The sequence below is a fragment of the Phyllobacterium brassicacearum genome (genome assembly GCF_003010955.1).
Lineage (GTDB): Bacteria > Pseudomonadota > Alphaproteobacteria > Rhizobiales > Rhizobiaceae > Phyllobacterium > Phyllobacterium brassicacearum.
Genome location: NZ_PGGO01000003.1, coordinates 240,405 through 257,812, shown reverse-complemented (window position 1 = coordinate 257,812; position 17,408 = coordinate 240,405). Strand labels below are relative to the sequence as shown.

The 17,408-nt window shown below is 56.3% G+C and carries 17 protein-coding genes and 1 pseudogene; 16 read left to right on the top strand and 2 right to left on the bottom strand.

All coding sequences use genetic code 11. The features are described from left to right. Positions 1-286 precede the first annotated feature (286 nt). The 15 genes from CU102_RS06425 to CU102_RS06355 all read left to right on the top strand — a co-directional run bounded on the left by CU102_RS06425 (position 287) and on the right by CU102_RS06355 (position 15,459). Complete coding sequence (locus CU102_RS06425) at positions 287-2,092, top strand: acetolactate synthase 3 large subunit (RefSeq protein ID WP_106710189.1); 1,806 nt, start codon at positions 287-289, stop codon at positions 2,090-2,092. A 22-nt stretch (positions 2,093-2,114) separates the two neighbouring features. Next, a complete protein-coding gene (gene ilvN / locus CU102_RS06420) occupies positions 2,115-2,687 on the top strand; it encodes an acetolactate synthase small subunit (protein WP_106710188.1) in 573 nt (190 codons plus the stop codon). Positions 2,688-2,814: 127 nt separating this feature from the next. Next, positions 2,815-3,408 (top strand): LysE family translocator, encoded by a 594-nt coding sequence (locus tag CU102_RS06415; protein ID WP_106710187.1) that lies wholly within the window; start codon positions 2,815-2,817, stop codon positions 3,406-3,408. 37 nt (positions 3,409-3,445) lie between these two features. Then, positions 3,446-4,066: a nitrile hydratase subunit alpha gene (gene nthA, locus CU102_RS06410; protein ID WP_106710186.1), complete on the top strand. Its 621-nt coding sequence runs from the start codon at positions 3,446-3,448 to the stop codon at positions 4,064-4,066. Then, a complete protein-coding gene (nthB, locus tag CU102_RS06405) occupies positions 4,063-4,722 on the top strand; it encodes a nitrile hydratase subunit beta (protein ID WP_106710185.1) in 660 nt (219 codons plus the stop codon). The genes nthA and nthB overlap by 4 nt, the downstream gene beginning before the upstream one ends. Next, on the top strand, positions 4,709-5,071 hold the full coding sequence (locus tag CU102_RS06400; protein ID WP_425351527.1) for a nitrile hydratase accessory protein: 363 nt from the start codon (positions 4,709-4,711) through the stop codon (positions 5,069-5,071). The genes nthB and CU102_RS06400 overlap by 14 nt, the downstream gene beginning before the upstream one ends. Positions 5,072-5,078: 7 nt before the next feature. Next, on the top strand, positions 5,079-5,519 hold the full coding sequence (locus CU102_RS06395; RefSeq protein WP_133624403.1) for a hypothetical protein: 441 nt from the start codon (positions 5,079-5,081) through the stop codon (positions 5,517-5,519). A 60-nt stretch (positions 5,520-5,579) separates the two neighbouring features. Beyond that, entirely contained in the window at positions 5,580-6,707 is a 1,128-nt protein-coding gene (locus CU102_RS06390; RefSeq protein ID WP_106710182.1) for an ATP-dependent DNA helicase, read from the top strand. Positions 6,708-6,806: 99 nt separating this feature from the next. After that, positions 6,807-7,643 carry an alpha/beta fold hydrolase gene (locus CU102_RS06385; RefSeq protein ID WP_106710181.1) on the top strand — a complete coding sequence of 279 codons (837 nt, stop codon included), beginning with the start codon at positions 6,807-6,809 and terminating at the stop codon, positions 7,641-7,643. Between the two features lie 164 nt (positions 7,644-7,807). Next, positions 7,808-8,548, top strand: a complete 741-nt coding sequence (locus CU102_RS06380) for a pyridoxine 5'-phosphate synthase (RefSeq protein WP_106710180.1) — start codon at positions 7,808-7,810, stop codon at positions 8,546-8,548. A gap of 142 nt (positions 8,549-8,690) precedes the next feature. Further along, positions 8,691-10,619 carry a potassium transporter Kup gene (locus CU102_RS06375; RefSeq protein WP_106710179.1) on the top strand — a complete coding sequence of 643 codons (1,929 nt, stop codon included), beginning with the start codon at positions 8,691-8,693 and terminating at the stop codon, positions 10,617-10,619. A 234-nt stretch (positions 10,620-10,853) separates the two neighbouring features. After that, a complete protein-coding gene (locus tag CU102_RS06370) occupies positions 10,854-11,507 on the top strand; it encodes a TetR/AcrR family transcriptional regulator (protein WP_106710178.1) in 654 nt (217 codons plus the stop codon). 26 nt (positions 11,508-11,533) lie between these two features. Next, positions 11,534-12,553, top strand: coding sequence for a ketol-acid reductoisomerase (gene ilvC, locus CU102_RS06365; protein ID WP_106710177.1), 1,020 nt, complete (start codon positions 11,534-11,536; stop codon positions 12,551-12,553). A 246-nt stretch (positions 12,554-12,799) separates the two neighbouring features. Then, entirely contained in the window at positions 12,800-13,258 is a 459-nt protein-coding gene (locus CU102_RS06360) for a (2Fe-2S)-binding protein (RefSeq protein WP_106710176.1), read from the top strand. A gap of 2 nt (positions 13,259-13,260) precedes the next feature. Next, positions 13,261-15,459 carry a xanthine dehydrogenase family protein molybdopterin-binding subunit gene (locus tag CU102_RS06355; protein WP_106710175.1) on the top strand — a complete coding sequence of 733 codons (2,199 nt, stop codon included), beginning with the start codon at positions 13,261-13,263 and terminating at the stop codon, positions 15,457-15,459. A gap of 80 nt (positions 15,460-15,539) precedes the next feature. On the opposite strand, the gene CU102_RS06350 is transcribed toward CU102_RS06355, so the two are convergent. Together CU102_RS06350 and CU102_RS30290 are read right to left on the bottom strand one after the other, a co-directional pair. Beyond that, complete coding sequence (locus CU102_RS06350; protein WP_245425258.1) at positions 15,540-16,037, bottom strand: TetR/AcrR family transcriptional regulator; 498 nt, start codon at positions 16,035-16,037, stop codon at positions 15,540-15,542. A 21-nt stretch (positions 16,038-16,058) separates the two neighbouring features. Further along, positions 16,059-16,229: pseudogene (locus CU102_RS30290) on the bottom strand (TetR/AcrR family transcriptional regulator); the annotation flags it as partial. Positions 16,230-16,403: 174 nt separating this feature from the next. Between CU102_RS30290 and CU102_RS06345 the strand changes: the two are divergent. Next, on the top strand, positions 16,404-17,405 hold the full coding sequence (locus CU102_RS06345) for an efflux RND transporter periplasmic adaptor subunit (RefSeq protein ID WP_106710173.1): 1,002 nt from the start codon (positions 16,404-16,406) through the stop codon (positions 17,403-17,405). Positions 17,406-17,408 lie beyond the last annotated feature (3 nt).

The window sequence follows — 17,408 nt, the reverse complement described above, 5'->3', positions numbered from 1 at the left end:
CGCATTTGACGGTTGTTTGGTGCAGTCCGCTGATGAATACCAGGCAATTTCAATTCAACTGCATTTTGCCGTTGACGGATAGAATTTGCCAAATTATCGTCCGCGCCCATGAAAACAGTTCTTATCGTCGTGGGATCGCGCATGGGCAGGGTGTTGTAAGCACCCGGCGAAAGCTCCCATGCGCGAAACACAGGCTCCTTCGGGGGCCTTTTTTATTTTCAACATGTCAGCTAAACGAAAAATCATCTGAAGTGCCGCGCGCCGCAGAATATACGGGAAAAGATCGATGACCGCAGAAAAACAGGACAGTGACAGCCACACATCGCAACGTCGCGAAATGACCGGTGCCGAAATGGTGGTGCAGGCCCTCATTGACCAGGGCGTTACAGATATTTTCGGTTACCCGGGCGGCGCTGTCCTTCCGATTTACGATGAACTTTTCCAACAGGACAAGATCAATCACGTTTTGGTCCGCCACGAACAGGGTGCGGGTCATGCGGCAGAAGGCTATGCTCGTTCGACAGGCAAAGTCGGTGTCATGCTGGTCACGTCAGGCCCCGGCGCCACGAATGCGGTAACGCCGCTTCAGGATGCATTGATGGATTCCATCCCGCTCGTGTGCATCAGTGGGCAGGTTCCAACGAGCCTGATTGGCTCAGATGCGTTCCAGGAATGCGATACCGTCGGCATCACACGCCCTTGCACCAAGCACAATTGGTTGGTGAAAGACGTCAACGATCTGGCACGTGTTCTGCACGAGGCTTTCCACGTGGCCAAGACCGGCCGGCCAGGTCCCGTTCTCGTCGACGTTCCCAAGGACGTTCAGTTTGCGACTGGCATGTACACGCCGCCGGAAACTGCCCCGCGCACAAGTTATCATCCAAAAGTTCAGGGTGACATCGAGGCGATCAAGCAAGCCGTTGCGCTGCTGGTATCGGCAAAGCGTCCAGTAGTCTATTCGGGCGGTGGTGTCGTCAATTCCGGCAATGAAGCCAGCAAACTGTTGCGTGAACTGGTTGAGATCACCAATTTCCCGATCACGTCTACGTTGATGGGGTTGGGTGCCTATCCGGCATCCGGCAAGAACTGGCTCGGCATGCTCGGCATGCACGGAACCTATGAAGCCAACATGAGCATGCATGATTGTGATGTCATGTTGAACATCGGAGCGCGGTTTGATGACCGAATTACCGGTCGCATCAGTGGCTTTTCGCCAGACTCGAAGAAAATCCACATCGATATCGACCCGTCCTCAATCAACAAATCCGTTCGCGTCGACGTTCCAATCATCGGGGACGTAGCCAACGTACTCGAAGACATGGTCCGTCTGTTGCGGGCATCTTCAACCCAACCCGACAAAAAAGCCATTGGTGAATGGTGGTCGCAGATCGATAAATGGCGCGCACGCAAGTCCTTGTCCTACACGCGCAACAAGGACGTGATCATGCCGCAACACGCGCTAGAGCGCCTCTATGCGCTGACGAAGGATCACGACACCTACATCACCACTGAAGTCGGTCAGCACCAGATGTGGGCGGCGCAGTTCTACGGGTTTGAAAAACCGAACCGCTGGATGACATCAGGCGGGCTTGGCACAATGGGCTATGGTCTGCCGGCGGCATTGGGCGTGCAGATCGCTCACCCGAATTCGCTGGTCATCGACATCGCGGGCGATGCCTCCGTGCAGATGACCATGCAGGAGATGAGTGCCGCTGTACAATATGACGCTCCGATCAAGATCTTCATCCTGAACAATCAATATATGGGCATGGTGCGCCAGTGGCAGCAGTTGTTGCACGGCAACCGCTTGTCGCACTCCTATACGGAGGCGTTGCCTGACTTCGTCAAGCTGGCTGAAGCCTACGGTGGCCACGGCATCCGTTGCGAAAAACCGGGCGATCTTGACGATGCGATTCAGGAGATGATCGATGTCAAGAAGCCGGTCTTGTTCGATTGCCGTGTTGCGAATCTGGCAAATTGCTTCCCGATGATTCCATCTGGCAAGGCCCATAATGAAATGCTCCTGCCCGATGAAGCAACGGATGAGGCAGTTGCCAACGCCATCGATGCCAAGGGCAGACAGCTCGTTTAAGTAACCGGAGAGGATAAATAGAATGAACGCTCAAAATCTGGCCTCCGGCTCGGCATATTTCATCGCCAAGGAAACGGAGCTACCGGTGACCACGGTCCTATCGGTTCTTGTCGACAACGAACCGGGCGTCCTTGCCCGCGTTATCGGCCTATTCTCAGGACGGGGCTACAATATTGAAAGCCTTACGGTTTCTGAGACCGAACACGAACAGCATCTGTCGCGCATCACCATTGTGACACGAGGGACGCCGCACGTCCTCGACCAGATCCGCCATCAGTTGGAACGCATTGTTCCAGTGCATCGGGTTGTTGACCTTTCCGTACGGGCAGATGAATTGGGCCACGACAAACCGATCCAGCGCGAGCTGGCCCTGGTGAAAGTCGCGGGCCTTGGTGAACATCGCAACGAAGCGCTGCGTCTGGCAGACGCCTTTCACGCCAAGGTAACTGATGCAACGACGGAGCATTTCATCTTTGAGATCACCGGCAAAGGTTCGAAGATTGATCAGTTCATCGCGATCATGAAGCCATTGGGGCTCGTTGAAATCTGCCGGACCGGCGTCGCAGCAATGAATCGCGGCCCATTGGGCATGTAATCAGGCGCAAACGTCGGAAAGTAGTGAGATCAAGTCGGGGATATGCAAATTGTATCCCTGACAAGATTGATGTTGAGTCAAATGGCATCCGATCCTAGCGTTCGGCCATTTATCAGGTTGGTTGACGATGACGCCCGAGATTTTTCTGACACTACTTGTTTTCGCCTTTGTCACCTCGATCACGCCCGGGCCGAACAATCTCATGCTCCTGGCATCGGGCGTCAATTTCGGCTTCAAACGCACTATTCCCCACATGTTCGGGATCGGAGGAGGCTTCTTCTCTTTGCTGCTTGGTGTAGGGCTCGGTCTCGGCGCGTTGATCCAAACGTTCCCGCTGCTTTATACGGTTCTGAAGATTGCTGGTGGCGCCTATCTGGTTTACCTCGCCTATAAAATTGCCATGTCACGTTCGCTCAATGAGGTCGATGGCAAGGCTCAGCCCATGACTTCCCTGGAAGCTGCTGCATTTCAGTGGATCAATCCGAAGGCGTGGGTCATGGCTATTACGGCGATGGCCACCTACACGTCACCAGACGCTTATTTCGCGACCGTGTTAATCGTCGGCATTGCTTTTGCACTCGTCAATATACCCTCGGTATCGAGCTGGGCGGCCTTCGGTCAGATGATGCGCGGTTGGCTTGCAAATCCCGTGCGATTGAAATGGTTCAACATCAGTATGGCGGTTCTGCTCGTTGCCAGCCTGTGGCCGATGTTGAAGTGAGCTTGCGCCCGCAGAAAGAGGCGCATAAGGTTTTTCGATGCCACACAATCACGATGACCACCATCACGATAACGAACTCGACCCAATGGCGGCGCGCGTCCGGGCGTTGGAGACGATTTTAACTCAAAAAGGTCTTGTTGATCCGCTGGCTATCGACGCAATTGTCGAGACCTATGAGACAAAGGTCGGGCCCCGTAATGGCGCCAAGGTAGTTGCCAAGGCCTGGGTCGATCCCGAATATGCCGATTGGCTGAAGCGCGATGCAACGGAGGCGATTGCATCGCTGAGCTACACCGGGCGACAGGGTGAGCACATGCAGGCGGTATTCAACACGCCGGATACGCACAATCTGGTCGTTTGTACGCTTTGCTCCTGTTACCCATGGTCCGTGCTTGGTCTGCCGCCTGTCTGGTACAAATCGCCACCTTACCGCTCAAAGGCCGTCATCGATCCGCGCGGCGTCCTTGGCGAGTTCGATCTTATCCTTCCGGCAACGACCAACATCCGCGTGTGGGATTCGACCGCTGAACTGCGTTATCTCGTCGTGCCTATGCGTCCGGCGGGAACAGAGGGATTGAGCGAAGGCCAATTGGCTGATCTCGTCACGCGCGACTCGATGATTGGGACGGGGCTGGCGCTTGCACCGGGGGCCGCATGAACGGCCCCCAGGACCTTGGCGGGCAGATGGGATTCGGCCCCGTTGCACCGGAAAAGGACGAGCCGCTCTTCCATGCCGATTGGGAGAGGCGTGCGCTTGGCCTGACAATTGCCGCCGGGGCCATGGGGCACTGGAATATTGATGAAAGCCGGCATGCGCGCGAGAGCTTGCATCCTGCGGACTATTACTCCTCCACCTATTACGAGATCTGGATCAAGGCGCTGGAGATCCTGCTGGAACGACATGGATTCGTTTCGGTACAAGAACTGAAAGAAGGCCATTCACTTGGCAAGGGGACCGAGCCAAAGCGCGTCCTGAAAGCAGAGAACGTGGCCGCGGTTCTTGCCAAAGGCGGACCTTGCGATCGGCCCGTTGCGGCGCCCCCTCGTTTCAAGGTGGGCGATCGGGTGCGCACGCACAATTTCAGTCCGCAGACACACACGCGTTTGCCGCGCTATGCCCGAGGGAAGAGCGGACGAATTGAAGCAGTGCGCGACGGGTTTGTTTTCCCTGATACGAATGCTCACGGTAAGGGTGAGAACCCGCAATACGTGTACACGGTTGTCTTTCCTGCGACCGAAATCTGGGGCGATGAGGCGGATCCCACTTTGACTGTCAGCATCGATGCCTGGGAGAACTACCTTGAGCCTGCGTGAGCTGATTACGCATTCGCGAGGCATTCCAGGACACAGCGATACGCCGGTGTTTGCCGAACCTTGGCAAGCAGAAGCCTTTGCCATGGTGATTGCACTGCATGACCGGGGTCTGTTCAGCTGGGACGAATGGGCGAATTCACTTTCAGCGGAGCTGAAGCGTCCTGATGCCCTCGATGACGCCAGCGATTACTATCATTGCTGGCTTGCCGCGCTGGAGTCGATCATTACGACGAAGAATATCGCGGGCAGAGGCGATATTGACGATCTCGCCGCCGCTTGGCAACGTGCTGCCCACGCGACACCGCATGGCCAACCAATCAAACTTGAAAATGATCCGGACCGGTCCTGAGATGCAAATGTCATTGAGAGTGCGCCGTCTGGCGTTGTGCGTTTTGATTTCCGGGCAGGTGCTCATTGGCAATCACGCCATGGCGCAAGATGCTTCCTGGCCAGCAACGACGGAAGAGGAGCTGCGCAAGGTGATCACCGGAGCAACGCTGACTGGAGAAGTCAAAGCGGAACCTCCGTTCAACTTCAGTGAATTCCTGGGACCGGATGGTAAGTCTCGCGGCAAGATGATCGAATGCTGCAGGCCGGAACAGATCCTGACAAAGGGCATGTCCTATGCGGGTGATTGGACGCTGGAGAAGGACAGCCTCTGCCTGACCTATGAAGGCGAAGAGGAGAAGATTTGCTGGCGGCTGCAGGTCAAAGGTGATCGCTTCCGCATGGTCGACAATAAATTCGGCCGTATTGGCGAGGGACAGATACGTCCCGGAAATCCCGATAACCTATAGTATTAGGTAAGGTCGCCCCATTTTCCTTGCCCTTGGTCGCCGAATCCTTCACTCAGGGTCATGCAATTATCACCGCAACAGGATGAAGCGCTTCGGGACGTTTCAAAATGGCTGAAGGACGGGCGCAGCCCGATTTTCAGGCTTTTCGGCTATGCTGGAACTGGCAAGACGACCCTTGCGCGTTATTTCGCGGAGCACATCGAAGGGGACGTTCAATTCGCCGCATTTACAGGCAAGGCGGCGCAGGTGCTTCGTTCCAAAGGTGCCACCAATGCCCGTACGCTGCACTCGTTGATTTATCGGCCACGCGGCGAAGAAGCGGTCGAGGATGAAACCACCGGCAAAACCAGCATAGCGCCAACATTCTCGCTGAACCGGCAGAGCCCGGTGGCAAAGGCCAAGCTCATCGTTGTCGACGAATGCTCGATGGTCGACGAGCAATTGGGGCGCGACCTCATGAGCTTCGGCACGCCCATTCTTGTGCTGGGCGACCCCGGTCAGTTGCCGCCGATCTCCGGTGGCGGCTTTTTCACCGAGCATGAACCCGACTTCCTCTTGAGCGAAATTCATCGCCAGGCGCGCGACAACCCTATCATACGTCTGGCACTCGACGTTCGCGAAGGGCGGGAGTTCAGTTACGGGGATTTCGGCGCAGCGAAGGTCATTTCCAAGACCGACGTGACGCAAGAGCTGGTGCTCGGCGCTGACCAGGTATTGGTCGGTACGAACCGAACGCGGCGACGCTACAATCAGCGGCTGCGCGAACTAAAGGGTTTTTCCGCTTCCTTTCCACAGGCCGGAGACAAGCTTGTTTGCTTGCGTAACGACCCCGCGAAAGGACTGCTCAACGGTTCGCTCTGGAAAGTGATGACCTCATCGCGGGAAACGGTCAAACCGGGCATCAACCTTCTCGTTGCCCCGGAAGATGAGGAGCCGGGCAGGGGCGTCGCCAAAATCAAGCTGCTCAAAGCGCAGTTTGAGGATCCGGATACCGAAATTCCGTGGCAGACCAAGAAACGGTTTGATGATTTCGACTATGGCTATGCGCTGACAACCCATAAGGCCCAAGGTTCGCAATGGGACGACGTTGTGCTTTTTGACGAAAGCTACGCCTTTCGGGACACACGCGAGCGCTGGCTCTATACGGCAATCACTCGCGCAGCCGAACGTCTGACTGTGGTGCGATAGAGCAAGCTTCAGGGAAATTTAACCGCCCATCAAAAGACTTTGCTCGTCTCAGCTCGCTTTCTAAGCTTCAATGAGCCAGGCGAGAAGCGAGGCTTGTTAATGACCAAAAGCAACGCGAGCATCTTGTGGGATCTGCCGCAAGAGTTCCTGTTCAAAGGCCAATCAGTGCGTTTTGGCGTGATCGGCGATGGCCCGCCGCTGATATTTGTGCATGGAACGCCATTTTCATCGGTCGTGTGGCGTAGGATTGCTCCTCATTTTGCTCGTGATCGGCGCGTCTATTTCTTTGATCTGCTCGGCTACGGCCAATCCGAGATGCGCGAGGGCCAGGACGTTTCGCTCGGCATTCAGAATGATTTGTTCGCCCGGCTGCTGCAGCACTGGAGAATTGAACGGCCTGATGTCGTTGCCCACGATTTCGGCGGTGCAACAGCACTGCGAACCCACCTCCTCAATCGCGTGGACTTTGCTTCGCTCACACTGATCGATCCTGTTGCGATTGCACCGTGGGGATCGCCTTTTGTACAGCATGTGCGCAAGCATGAGGGGGCCCTCAGCGGACTGCCTCCCTATATACACGATGCCATTCTTGCTGCTTATGTGAGTGGTGCTGCCTTTCGGCCACTGCCTGCTGAAATCCTTGATCTCTATTGTTCGCCTTGGCGCGGCGACGTTGGGCAGGCGGCATTCTATCGGCAAATTGCGCTTATGGATCAAAGGTTTACGGATGAAATTGCCGATCGGATATCAACCGTTCGTTGTCCTGTCCTCATTCTTTGGGGCGAGGAGGATAGATGGATACCCATCGAGCGAGGACGCACACTAGCGTCGCGCATTCCGAACGCCCGATTTCACACCGTTCCGATGGCGGGGCACCTTGTTCAGGACGATTCTCCAGAAACGCTCGTTGCCGAGCTAAAGAGTTTCTTGATTTGAGATTCCGAGCTGTTTGGTCTGTTGGGTGACCTTGCTGCAGTCCCAGTCCACTAACTGTTTCCAACGATCCTTCGGTCTTTGTCTTTTATTGAAATAGAAATGTTTAATGTCGCATTTCTCATGTAAAAGACATGGCAGGACTCCCTGCCGGACATTAACCCACGATGACAGCGACACTCTCCGTTAATCTCAATGCAATTGCGATGCTTCGCAATCGACGCGACCTTCCCTGGCCAAATGTTATCAGCCTCGGACGTATCGCTCTGGCGGCCGGGGCGTCCGGGCTCACAGTGCATCCGCGTCCGGATCAGAGACATATCCGTTTTTCCGATCTGCCGGCGATCCGCGCCTTGATAGATGACGAGTTTCCACAGGCCGAGTTCAATATCGAGGGCTATCCGACGGCGGAATTCCTGGACCTCATCGCGGAGAATGAACCAGAACAGGTGACGCTGGTACCTGACGATCCGGCGCAGTCCACATCCGATCACGGCTGGGACTTGCAGCGGGATGCGGAATTCTTGCAGCCCATCATTGAACGTTTGAAACGCCAGGCCGTCCGGGTTTCATTGTTTGTTGATCCGAACTCCGAGGCCCCATTCGCTGCCAAGGCGCTTGGCGCTGATCGGATCGAGCTCTATACTGGCCCCTACGGCGGCGCTTACGACGATCTGCGCCGCGAGCATGATGAGCTGACAAAGCTGGAAGTGGCAGGTTCTGCCGCGGCAGAAGCAGAAATTGGCGTCAATGCGGGGCACGATCTGACGGTTGCCAATCTCCCTGCACTGGTCAAGAAAGTGCCAAATCTACTTGAAGTTTCGATCGGTCATGGACTGACCGCAGATGCTTTGGTGCATGGAATGTCTGGAGCTGTGAAAAGATTCATCGATGCGCTCAAGGACTAGCCCTTTGATTCGTGCGGAGGATTTGCGTTGCCATGCGTTTTTGCATAACGTGAGTAGAGAGCTATGAATAAATGGCGATTGATATTGCGTTGCAACACGACTAACTCGTCCGCCCACGCTGTCGGAGCGAGGGAAAACCTATATGATTGACCAGCAACTGGGCGACGAGAACTGCGATAACGGTACCGTCACCTATGAACCGGATCCGCATCATCACAAAGAAGCTTTTCCGGTGCTTGTTCTTGGTGCTCTCGGCGTCGTCTATGGCGATATCGGCACTAGTCCGATCTATGCTTTTCGCGAAGCGCTTCATGCAGCGTCCCTCGACGGAAACTTGAGCCGCACCGATGTGCTCGGCGTTGTGTCCATGATTTTCTGGGCGCTGACAGTTATCGTAACCATCAAGTATGTTTTGTTCGTTCTTCGCGCCGATAATGACGGCGAGGGGGGCATCCTATCCCTGATGGCCTTGGCACGGGCAAGCTTCAAGACTCGCCCACAACTCATTTTGGCCCTCGGGATTATCGGTGCTTCGCTATTTTACGGCGATGCCGTGATCACACCGGCGATTTCAGTGCTTTCTGCCGTTGAAGGTCTCGAGATCGTAACGCCAGCGCTTCAGCCATTTATCGTTCCGATCACTCTCGTCATTCTGCTCACATTGTTTTCAGTCCAACGATTCGGCACGGCGCGCGTTGCAACGATCTTTGGCCCGATCACATTCCTCTGGTTTCTAGCGCTGGGGTTCTTCGGTCTTTGGCATCTCGCCGACGATTTGAGCGTTTTCGCGGCGATTAACCCGGTTTATGCCGTGGAATACATTGTTGAGAATCCGGCAACGGCATTTCCGACAATTGGTACTGTGTTTCTGGCTGTTACGGGCGCTGAGGCGCTTTATGCAGATCTTGGTCATTTCGGTCGCAAGCCCATTGCCACGGCCTGGATGTGGATTGTCTTCCCATGTCTGTTGCTGAATTATTTCGGACAAGGCGCATTCATCCTCGCTCATGGCGAAGCCGCCAAGAATCCCTTCTTTGAAATGTTCCCGCATTGGGCCCTTTTGCCAATGGTGGTGCTCGCCACGATGGCAACAGTCATCGCCAGCCAGGCAGTCATTTCCGGCGCTTACTCCTTGTCCCGGCAGGCGGTACAGCTCAATCTTCTGCCGCGCCTCAACATTGAGCACACGTCCGAAAAGCAGTCCGGGCAGGTCTATCTGCCCCGAGTCAACGCGCTGCTCGGGCTTGTTGTTATTCTGCTCGTGCTCGGTTTCGAGCGCTCGTCCAATCTCGCGTCGGCATACGGTATCGCCGTGACCGGCAATATGATCGTTACGACGACGCTGCTTTTCATCGTGATGAGCCGCATCTGGAAGTGGCGTATGTGGGTTGCAGTGTCAGTGACACTCTGCTTCCTGATCATTGACATCACCTTCGTCAGCGCCAACCTGATCAAAGTGGTTGATGGCGGTTGGGCATCGCTGGTCGTGGCATTCCTGATCATCCTCGTCATGGCCACCTGGGTACGCGGCAGCCGCCAGCTCTTCGAAAAGACCCGCAAAGGTGAAGTACCGCTTGACCTGATCTCCAAGAAGATGGCGGAAAATCCGCCGACTCTCGTGCCCGGCACCGCAGTATTCCTTACCGGCGATCCGAAGAGCACACCGACAGCTCTCATGCACAGTCTCAAGCATTACAAGGTCTTACACCAGAATAATGTGATCCTGACCGTGGTTACGGCACCAACACCGCTGGTGAAAAAGAGCGATCGGGTACGGATCGAACCGATCAACGATCTGTTCATGCGTGTCACACTGACATTCGGCTACATGGAGCGCCCAAACATACCGCGCACCTTGGCGATCTGCCGCAAGCAGGGCTGGAAGTTCGACATCATGACGACTTCGTTCTTCCTGTCGCGGCGATCCTTGAAGGCATCGGCACGCTCTGAAATGCCACGCTGGCAGGACCGACTGTTCATTGCGCTGGCGCGAACAGCCAGCGACGCAACGGAGTATTTCCAGATCCCCACCGGACGGGTTGTCGAAATCGGAACGCAGGTCAACATCTAGGCGAGGCCCACGAAATCAACCGGGCACACTGAAAAAACAATCAGCGATTGAAAATCTTGAACCAGAATCGCACTTTCTTGTTCCGGTTTCGGCAGAAGTTGTACGGTTTGGGATGAGTTCATCCAAAACTCGGATTGTATAGGCCAGAATCTTTATCGAGACTACTTGTCAAACGCGTTCCGCCATACTACAACCCTGCCGTAACGTACGGTACGGTACGGCGGGAGATAGCGAGTGCAGCCAGCAGTGGAAGTCAGCGAGAACGCATTGACCGAGCGTCAGAAGGACGTACTCGATGCGGCGCTTACTCTGCTTGTTGAAGCCGGCGACACATTGACGATGACGAGCGTAGCGCGACGCGCGAGTTGCTCCAAAGAAAGCCTCTACAAGTGGTTCGGCGACCGCGACGGACTTCTGACAGCGACTGTGCAATGGCAGGCAGCGAAGGTTAGGGGGGTACCCGTCGATCCGGAAGCGTTCAGCCTGACGTCGTTGACCAGCGGCCTTGAGCGTTTTGCCTCAGACTGGCTGCGCGTCCTGTCGGGCACCATTTCCGTCGCGCTCAACCGGGTCGCGGTCGGGCATGCCGGTAGCGATAAACATGATCTTGGCGCCATCGTTCTCGAAAACGGTCCGTTTGCCATGGCACGCCGGCTGAAGCCGCTGCTTCAGCTTGGGCGGGATACCGGTCTCATGTCATTCGACGATACGGACGAGGCATTCCGCACCTTTTTCGGACTGGTTGTCCGTGATGTGCAAATCCGGTTGCTGCTGGGTGACCGGTTCGAATTGACTGAAGCGGCGATCAACCGGGATGCCCGGCGGGCGACACAGCAGTTTCTGGCTCTTTATGGAGTTCATACGAAAGCGGCCGATGACGGCCACTAGATCCTAACACGGGAAGGAATAGATCGATGCGTGTATATTATGACCGCGATGCGGACATCAACCTGATCAAGTCGAAGAAGGTCGCCATCATTGGCTACGGATCGCAGGGTCGCGCCCATGCGCTCAATCTCAAGGATTCCGGCGCGAAGGAACTGCGCATTGCACTTCGTCCGGGTTCCGCAACCGCTAAAAAGGCGGAAGCCGATGGCTTCCAGGTTGTCAGCGTTGCTGAAGCTGCCAAGTGGGCCGACCTGATGATGATGGCGACCCCGGACGAACTGCAGGCCGACATCTACCGGGATCATATCGCAGACAACATTCGCGACGGCGCGGCCATTGCTTTCGCCCACGGCCTGAACGTGCATTTCGGTCTGATCGAGCCGAAGAAGTCTGTCGACGTTGTGATGATCGCGCCAAAGGGTCCGGGGCACACGGTACGCGGCGAATACCAGAAAGGCGGCGGCGTTCCTTGCCTCATCGCGATCCATCAGGACGCATCGGGCAATGCCCATGATCTCGCGCTCTCTTATGCCTGCGGTGTTGGCGGCGGCCGTTCGGGCGTCATCGAAACCAATTTCCGCGAAGAGTGCGAAACCGATCTGTTCGGTGAGCAGGTTGTTCTCTGCGGCGGCCTGGTCGAATTGATCCGCGCTGGCTTCGAAACATTGGTGGAAGCAGGTTATGCGCCGGAAATGGCCTATTTCGAATGCCTGCACGAAGTGAAGCTGATCGTCGATCTGATCTATGAAGGCGGTATCGCCAACATGAACTACTCAATCTCCAACACAGCCGAATGGGGCGAGTATGTTACCGGTCCACGTATCATCACAGCCGAGACAAAGGCGGAGATGAAGCGCGTTCTGCACGATATCCAGACCGGCAAGTTCACGTCCGATTGGATGCAGGAATACAAGGCAGGCGCTTCGCGCTTCAAGGGTATCCGCCGCATGAATGACTCGCATCAGATCGAAGAGGTTGGTGAGAAGCTGCGTGGCATGATGCCGTGGATCGGCAAGAACAAGCTGGTCGACAAAGCCAAGAACTGAGGTTTTGACTTCGAACCGAATGAGGAAGGCCGGTGGATCGCTCCGCCGGCCTTTTTTTGAACGCGCTTGGCGGCGGTCGCCTGTGGGTGCGAACAATTAATTTCACGATCCCGTGAGGTAGACGTTGCCCACCTTGCTGGACGATCAGCGCGACCCTAAGCTTGAGATAGCTACGCCTCGACGCAAATGCGTCCTGTGCCAGCCAATAGGGGCGTAAGCATCTAATGCTCAATAGGAGGGCGTGTTATGGTTGCTTTTACCCTTAATGGCAAAGCGCAAACGCTTGACGTCAATCCAGAGATGCCGCTGCTCTGGGCCATCCGCGATGTCATTGGTTTAACTGGAACAAAGTTCGGGTGCGGGATGGCGCAGTGCGGAGCCTGCACCGTCCATATTGACGGGACGGCGACACGCTCATGCCAAACCTCTATCGGCGATGTCGAAGGTGCCAAGATCACGACAATCGAGGGGCTGTCCGGCAAGGTGGGGCAAATGGTTCAAACTGTTTGGGCCGAACTTGATGTTCCGCAATGCGGATATTGCCAGTCTGGTCAGATCATGTCGGCATCGGCACTTCTGACCGAGACGCCGAAGCCGACTGATGAAGATATCAATTCCGCGATGAGCGGGAACCTGTGCCGCTGTGCAACGTATCAGCGCATCCGCGCGGCAATCCACGAAGCCGCGCACAGACTGGAGGCCTGATCATGTTGCAATCCCGTTTTGACCCCAACACAGTACGTGCAACCCGCCGGCAGTTTCTTGTTGGCACGGCAACGGCCGCTGGCCTCGTTGTCGGCTATAAGTTGATAGCAAGCGATCCGGCGAGTGCTCAGACGGCCCCAGCGCCGGCACAGCCCAATCCCTTCCAGGCTTATGTTGAGATCACCCCGGAAAACAAGATCTTGATCCATTCTTCCCAGTTCGAAATGGGGCAGGGCTCTTACTTCGGTGTTGCGACACTCGTTATGGAAGAACTCGGCGGTGATTGGGCCCAGGTGGAGGTCGTGGGTGCGTCAGGCAATCCCGCCCTCTACGGCAATCTCGCCTGGGGCGGGATAGCCCAGGGAACAGGCGGTTCCACGTCCATGACCTCATCATGGGAGCGTTATCGCAAGGCCGGTGCGACTGCCCGGATGATGCTCACAGCTGCAGCGGCAAAAGCCTGGAACGTGCCGGAAAACGAGCTTGATGTCACGTCCGGCGTCGTAACGCATTCATCGGGAAAACGGGCGACCTTCGGTGAACTATCGGCATCGGCTGGCGAACTGCCAGTTCCCGATAATGTACCGCTGAAATCGCGCGAGCAATGGAGCCAGATTGGGTCGGACAAGCTCAAGCGCTACGATTCAATTGGCAAGACCAACGGGACACAATCCTACACGATCGACGTTAAAATGGACGGCCTGCTTACCGCTGTTATGATCCATCCGCCAAAGTTCGGTGCTGAACTTGTGAGTTTCGACGCTGCGAAGGCCAAGGAATTTGACGGTGTTGTCGATGTCGTTCAGACGCCGCGCGGCATCGCCGTCGTCGGCCGCGACATGTGGTCGGCGTTAAAGGGCCGGGAACTCGTTACCGCGCAATGGGACGAGAAAAACGCTGAACAACGCGGATCCTCCGAGATCCTGGAAGAGTACCGGAGACTTGCGGGAGGGCCGGCAGCCGCGACCGCCCGCAATGATGGTGATGTTGCCGCGGCTCTTTCGGCGGCCGACCGTGTTGTGGAAGCGAATTATGAGTTCCCTTATCTCGTCCATGCTTCGCTCGAGCCCCTGAATGCGGTGGCGCGCAAGGATGAGAATGGTGTCATCGAGATCTGGGGCGGTCACCAGATGCCGGATCTCTATCAGGCCGTCGCCGCACAGGTCGGCGAGACGACACCAGACAAGGTCAAGCTTCACGTCATGAAAACCGGAGGTAGTTTCGGTCGTCGCGCGGTGGCGGACGCTGATCTCATTGTCGAGGCCGTTGCCACTGCGAAGGCGCTCGGCTGGAAAGCCCCGGTCAAGGTGCAATGGACTCGCGAAAACGACATGCGCGGCGGCCGGTACCGGCCAGCCTATGTTCATTCGCTTAAGGCGGGCCTCGACAAGGACGGCAAACTGGTGGCACTGCACGACCACATCGTCGGTCAGTCGATATTGGGAGGCTCGCCATTTGCGGCCATGATCAAGGACGGTGTTGATGCAACGTCGGTGGAGGGCGCATCCAACCTTCCTTACGCTATACCGAACCTCAAGGTCGAACTCACGACCACGGACGTTAAAATCCCGGTGCTCTGGTGGCGATCGGTCGGCTCGACGCACACTGCCTATGCGATAGAGACCTTTATGGATGATCTCGCGGCGGCGGCAAAGCGCGATCCAGTCGAGTTTCGTCTATCCATGCTCGAGGCACATCCAAGACATGCAGCGGTCCTGCGGCTCGCCGCCGAGAAAGCTGATTGGAACAAGCCTCTGCCTGAGGGCCGCTTCCGCGGCGTGGCGCTGCACGAGAGCTTCTCAACCTATGTTGCCGAGATAGCGGAAATTACGTTCAGGAGCGCCACTGATTTCACGGTGGACCGCGTGGTTTGCGCTGTGGATTGCGGGATTGCGATCAATCCTGACCAGATCCGCGCTCAGATGGAAGGCGGTATTGGTTTTGGGCTCGGTGCAATTCTGCAGGAGGAACTGACACTTACAAAGGGCATTGTCGATCAGGAGAACTACGACAGCTACACACCGTTGCGCATCGAACAGATGCCCCGGATCGAGGTCCATATAGTGCCTTCCGACGAACCGCCGACAGGTGTTGGTGAACCGGGCGTTCCCCCGATAGGGCCTGCCGTTGCGAACGCCTTGCGGGCGGCAACGGGAAGAACGATCCAGAAACTGCCCGTCACCAAGGGCCTGTCGGCGTAAAGCTGGTGGACATGTAGTTTGCTTGTTGCGGTGTGTAGCGTTCGCAAATGGTTGGCTGTGGCCCAAATTTACAACGTATATCATTGCTCGCTAATCAATGCGTACGCGAAGCCTTTTTCGGCGACCTCAATCGTTCCGTCGGGCAGTTTAAGCACGCGGTCGATCGCGAGTCCGTAAAGGCGCATCCGTTCGGCAAGCGCCTCCGCCGCCGCATCCACGTTGCCAGCTTTCGCCTGCTGCAATGCGTCGTTCATCATTGTTGCCAGGCTCAGCCGAAACTGCAATAGCATCTCGGCGAAGGCAATCGGGTCGGGAACATCGAAAACGCCTTGCTCGGCACCCTGCCGCAGAATTTTCGCCAAGGCTGGCGTGACGACGGCGGTCACCGCCTGGTCCATGCGGTGGAAGAGGACGATGTTCTCTGGGCGAAAGATGACCTCGAACGTCTTGCGGATCTGGGGCGCATACTCAATGTTGTACCGCCGCGACCCAGCGAAGAGGGCGTTGAGGCGACTGATTGCGTCAAGCTCGGGATCGTCCAGAATAGGTTGAAGTTCGGTCATGCTGTCGCGTGCCATGCGCACAGCAAGAGCCTCCAGAAGGGCGGATTTCGAATCGAAGTAGTGATAGAATGCGCCCTTAGACAGTCCAGCTTCGTGAATGATGTCGTTTACGGTCGTGTTATCGTAACCGTGGACGAAAAACAGGCGCTGCGCGCAGTCAAGAAGCTCTGCATACCGAACCTCCGGTGCTTTTATGACCCGAACCACAAACAGTCTCCCTACGGATTTGATTCGAAAACTCTATCTTCACAAACGAATAACGGAAACACGATCGCATCGCCCAACAAATCTTTCTAACTTTGATATAGACCGACGGTCGGTCTATTGCTATGGTCCGCCTCGTTTGAATCTTGATATCGTTCGTGCCGGAGAGAAATAATCATGCGATTATCGCGGTTGACTGTCGCCGTTGCCGTAGTCCTGGCGATGGGCGCCCTGGGCATCTGGTACACCCAGCGGCCGCAAACAGTTACTGTGGTGATGCCGAAGCGTGGAAGCGTGGCGGAAGTCGTCTACGCGAATGGTGTCGTTGAGCCGCGCACCTGGGCAAAAGTGACCGCATTGGTCCGCGAACGTATTGTCGAACAATGTGATTGTGAGGGTAAGCCAGTCGAGCAGGGTGCAGTGCTGGCCCGTCTCGACACCAGCGAGGCGCAGGCAGCCCTTGTTGAACTCGAAGCGCGCTTGCGTCTTGCTCGGGACGATCATCAGCGTCTATCCGTCCTCGTAGAACGGAACGCTACGAGCCAACAGTCCGTCGACCGGGCAAGCAGCGAAGTCGCCCAGCTTGAAGCGCTGGTCGCCGGCCAGAAAGCGAAGCTCGAGAGCTACGCTTTGAGGGCTCCGGCAACGGGCACCGTGCTTCGCCATGATGGCGAGGTCGGCGAGATCGCCGAACCCGGAACCATATTGTTCTGGGTCGGTCAGCCGTCGCCGCTCATTGTGGTCGCCGACGTCAACGAGGAGGATATTCCACGCGTCAAAGTTGGCCAGCGGGCACTGCTGCGCTCCGACGCATTCCCGAACCAGAACCTTGAGGCGACCGTCGACAGTATCACGCCCAAAGGCGATCCAGTCACCAAGACGTATCGGGTTCGTTTCAAATTGCCCGACGACACGCCATTGATGATCGGCATGTCCACTGACGTCAATATTGTCATTCGTGTCGCGGAGAATGCGCTCACGGTCCCTTCGCTCGCGCTGCGCGGCAATGCAATTTTTACGGTCGAGGACGGCCGGGCCTCACGCCATGAGATCGTGACCGGGATTCGGGGGACCAAGGATGTCGAGGTCCAGTCGGGCCTCGCCGCCGATGCGCGCATCATCTCGCCATATCCGGAAGATGTTGCCGAGGGTGCTCGCGTGACATTTGCGAAGGAGTGAGGA

Excerpts from the sequence above, each read along its gene's own strand:
- CU102_RS06375 (WP_106710179.1), top strand. The coding sequence starts at position 8,691 with ATGATTGACCAGCAACTGGGCGACGAGAACTGCGATAACGGTACCGTC.
- CU102_RS06380 (WP_106710180.1), top strand. The coding sequence starts at position 7,808 with ATGACAGCGACACTCTCCGTTAATCTCAATGCAATTGCGATGCTTCGC.
- CU102_RS06345 (WP_106710173.1), top strand. The coding sequence starts at position 16,404 with ATGCGATTATCGCGGTTGACTGTCGCCGTTGCCGTAGTCCTGGCGATG.
- CU102_RS06360 (WP_106710176.1), top strand. The coding sequence starts at position 12,800 with ATGGTTGCTTTTACCCTTAATGGCAAAGCGCAAACGCTTGACGTCAAT.
- CU102_RS06425 (WP_106710189.1), top strand. The coding sequence starts at position 287 with ATGACCGCAGAAAAACAGGACAGTGACAGCCACACATCGCAACGTCGC.
- CU102_RS06390 (WP_106710182.1), top strand. The coding sequence starts at position 5,580 with ATGCAATTATCACCGCAACAGGATGAAGCGCTTCGGGACGTTTCAAAA.
- CU102_RS06395 (WP_133624403.1), top strand. The coding sequence starts at position 5,079 with ATGTCATTGAGAGTGCGCCGTCTGGCGTTGTGCGTTTTGATTTCCGGG.
- CU102_RS06350 (WP_245425258.1), bottom strand. The coding sequence starts at position 16,037 with ATGGCACGCGACAGCATGACCGAACTTCAACCTATTCTGGACGATCCC.
- CU102_RS06385 (WP_106710181.1), top strand. The coding sequence starts at position 6,807 with ATGACCAAAAGCAACGCGAGCATCTTGTGGGATCTGCCGCAAGAGTTC.
- CU102_RS06355 (WP_106710175.1), top strand. The coding sequence starts at position 13,261 with ATGTTGCAATCCCGTTTTGACCCCAACACAGTACGTGCAACCCGCCGG.
- ilvC (WP_106710177.1), top strand. The coding sequence starts at position 11,534 with ATGCGTGTATATTATGACCGCGATGCGGACATCAACCTGATCAAGTCG.
- nthA (WP_106710186.1), top strand. The coding sequence starts at position 3,446 with ATGCCACACAATCACGATGACCACCATCACGATAACGAACTCGACCCA.
- nthB (WP_106710185.1), top strand. The coding sequence starts at position 4,063 with ATGAACGGCCCCCAGGACCTTGGCGGGCAGATGGGATTCGGCCCCGTT.
- CU102_RS06415 (WP_106710187.1), top strand. The coding sequence starts at position 2,815 with ATGACGCCCGAGATTTTTCTGACACTACTTGTTTTCGCCTTTGTCACC.
- ilvN (WP_106710188.1), top strand. The coding sequence starts at position 2,115 with ATGAACGCTCAAAATCTGGCCTCCGGCTCGGCATATTTCATCGCCAAG.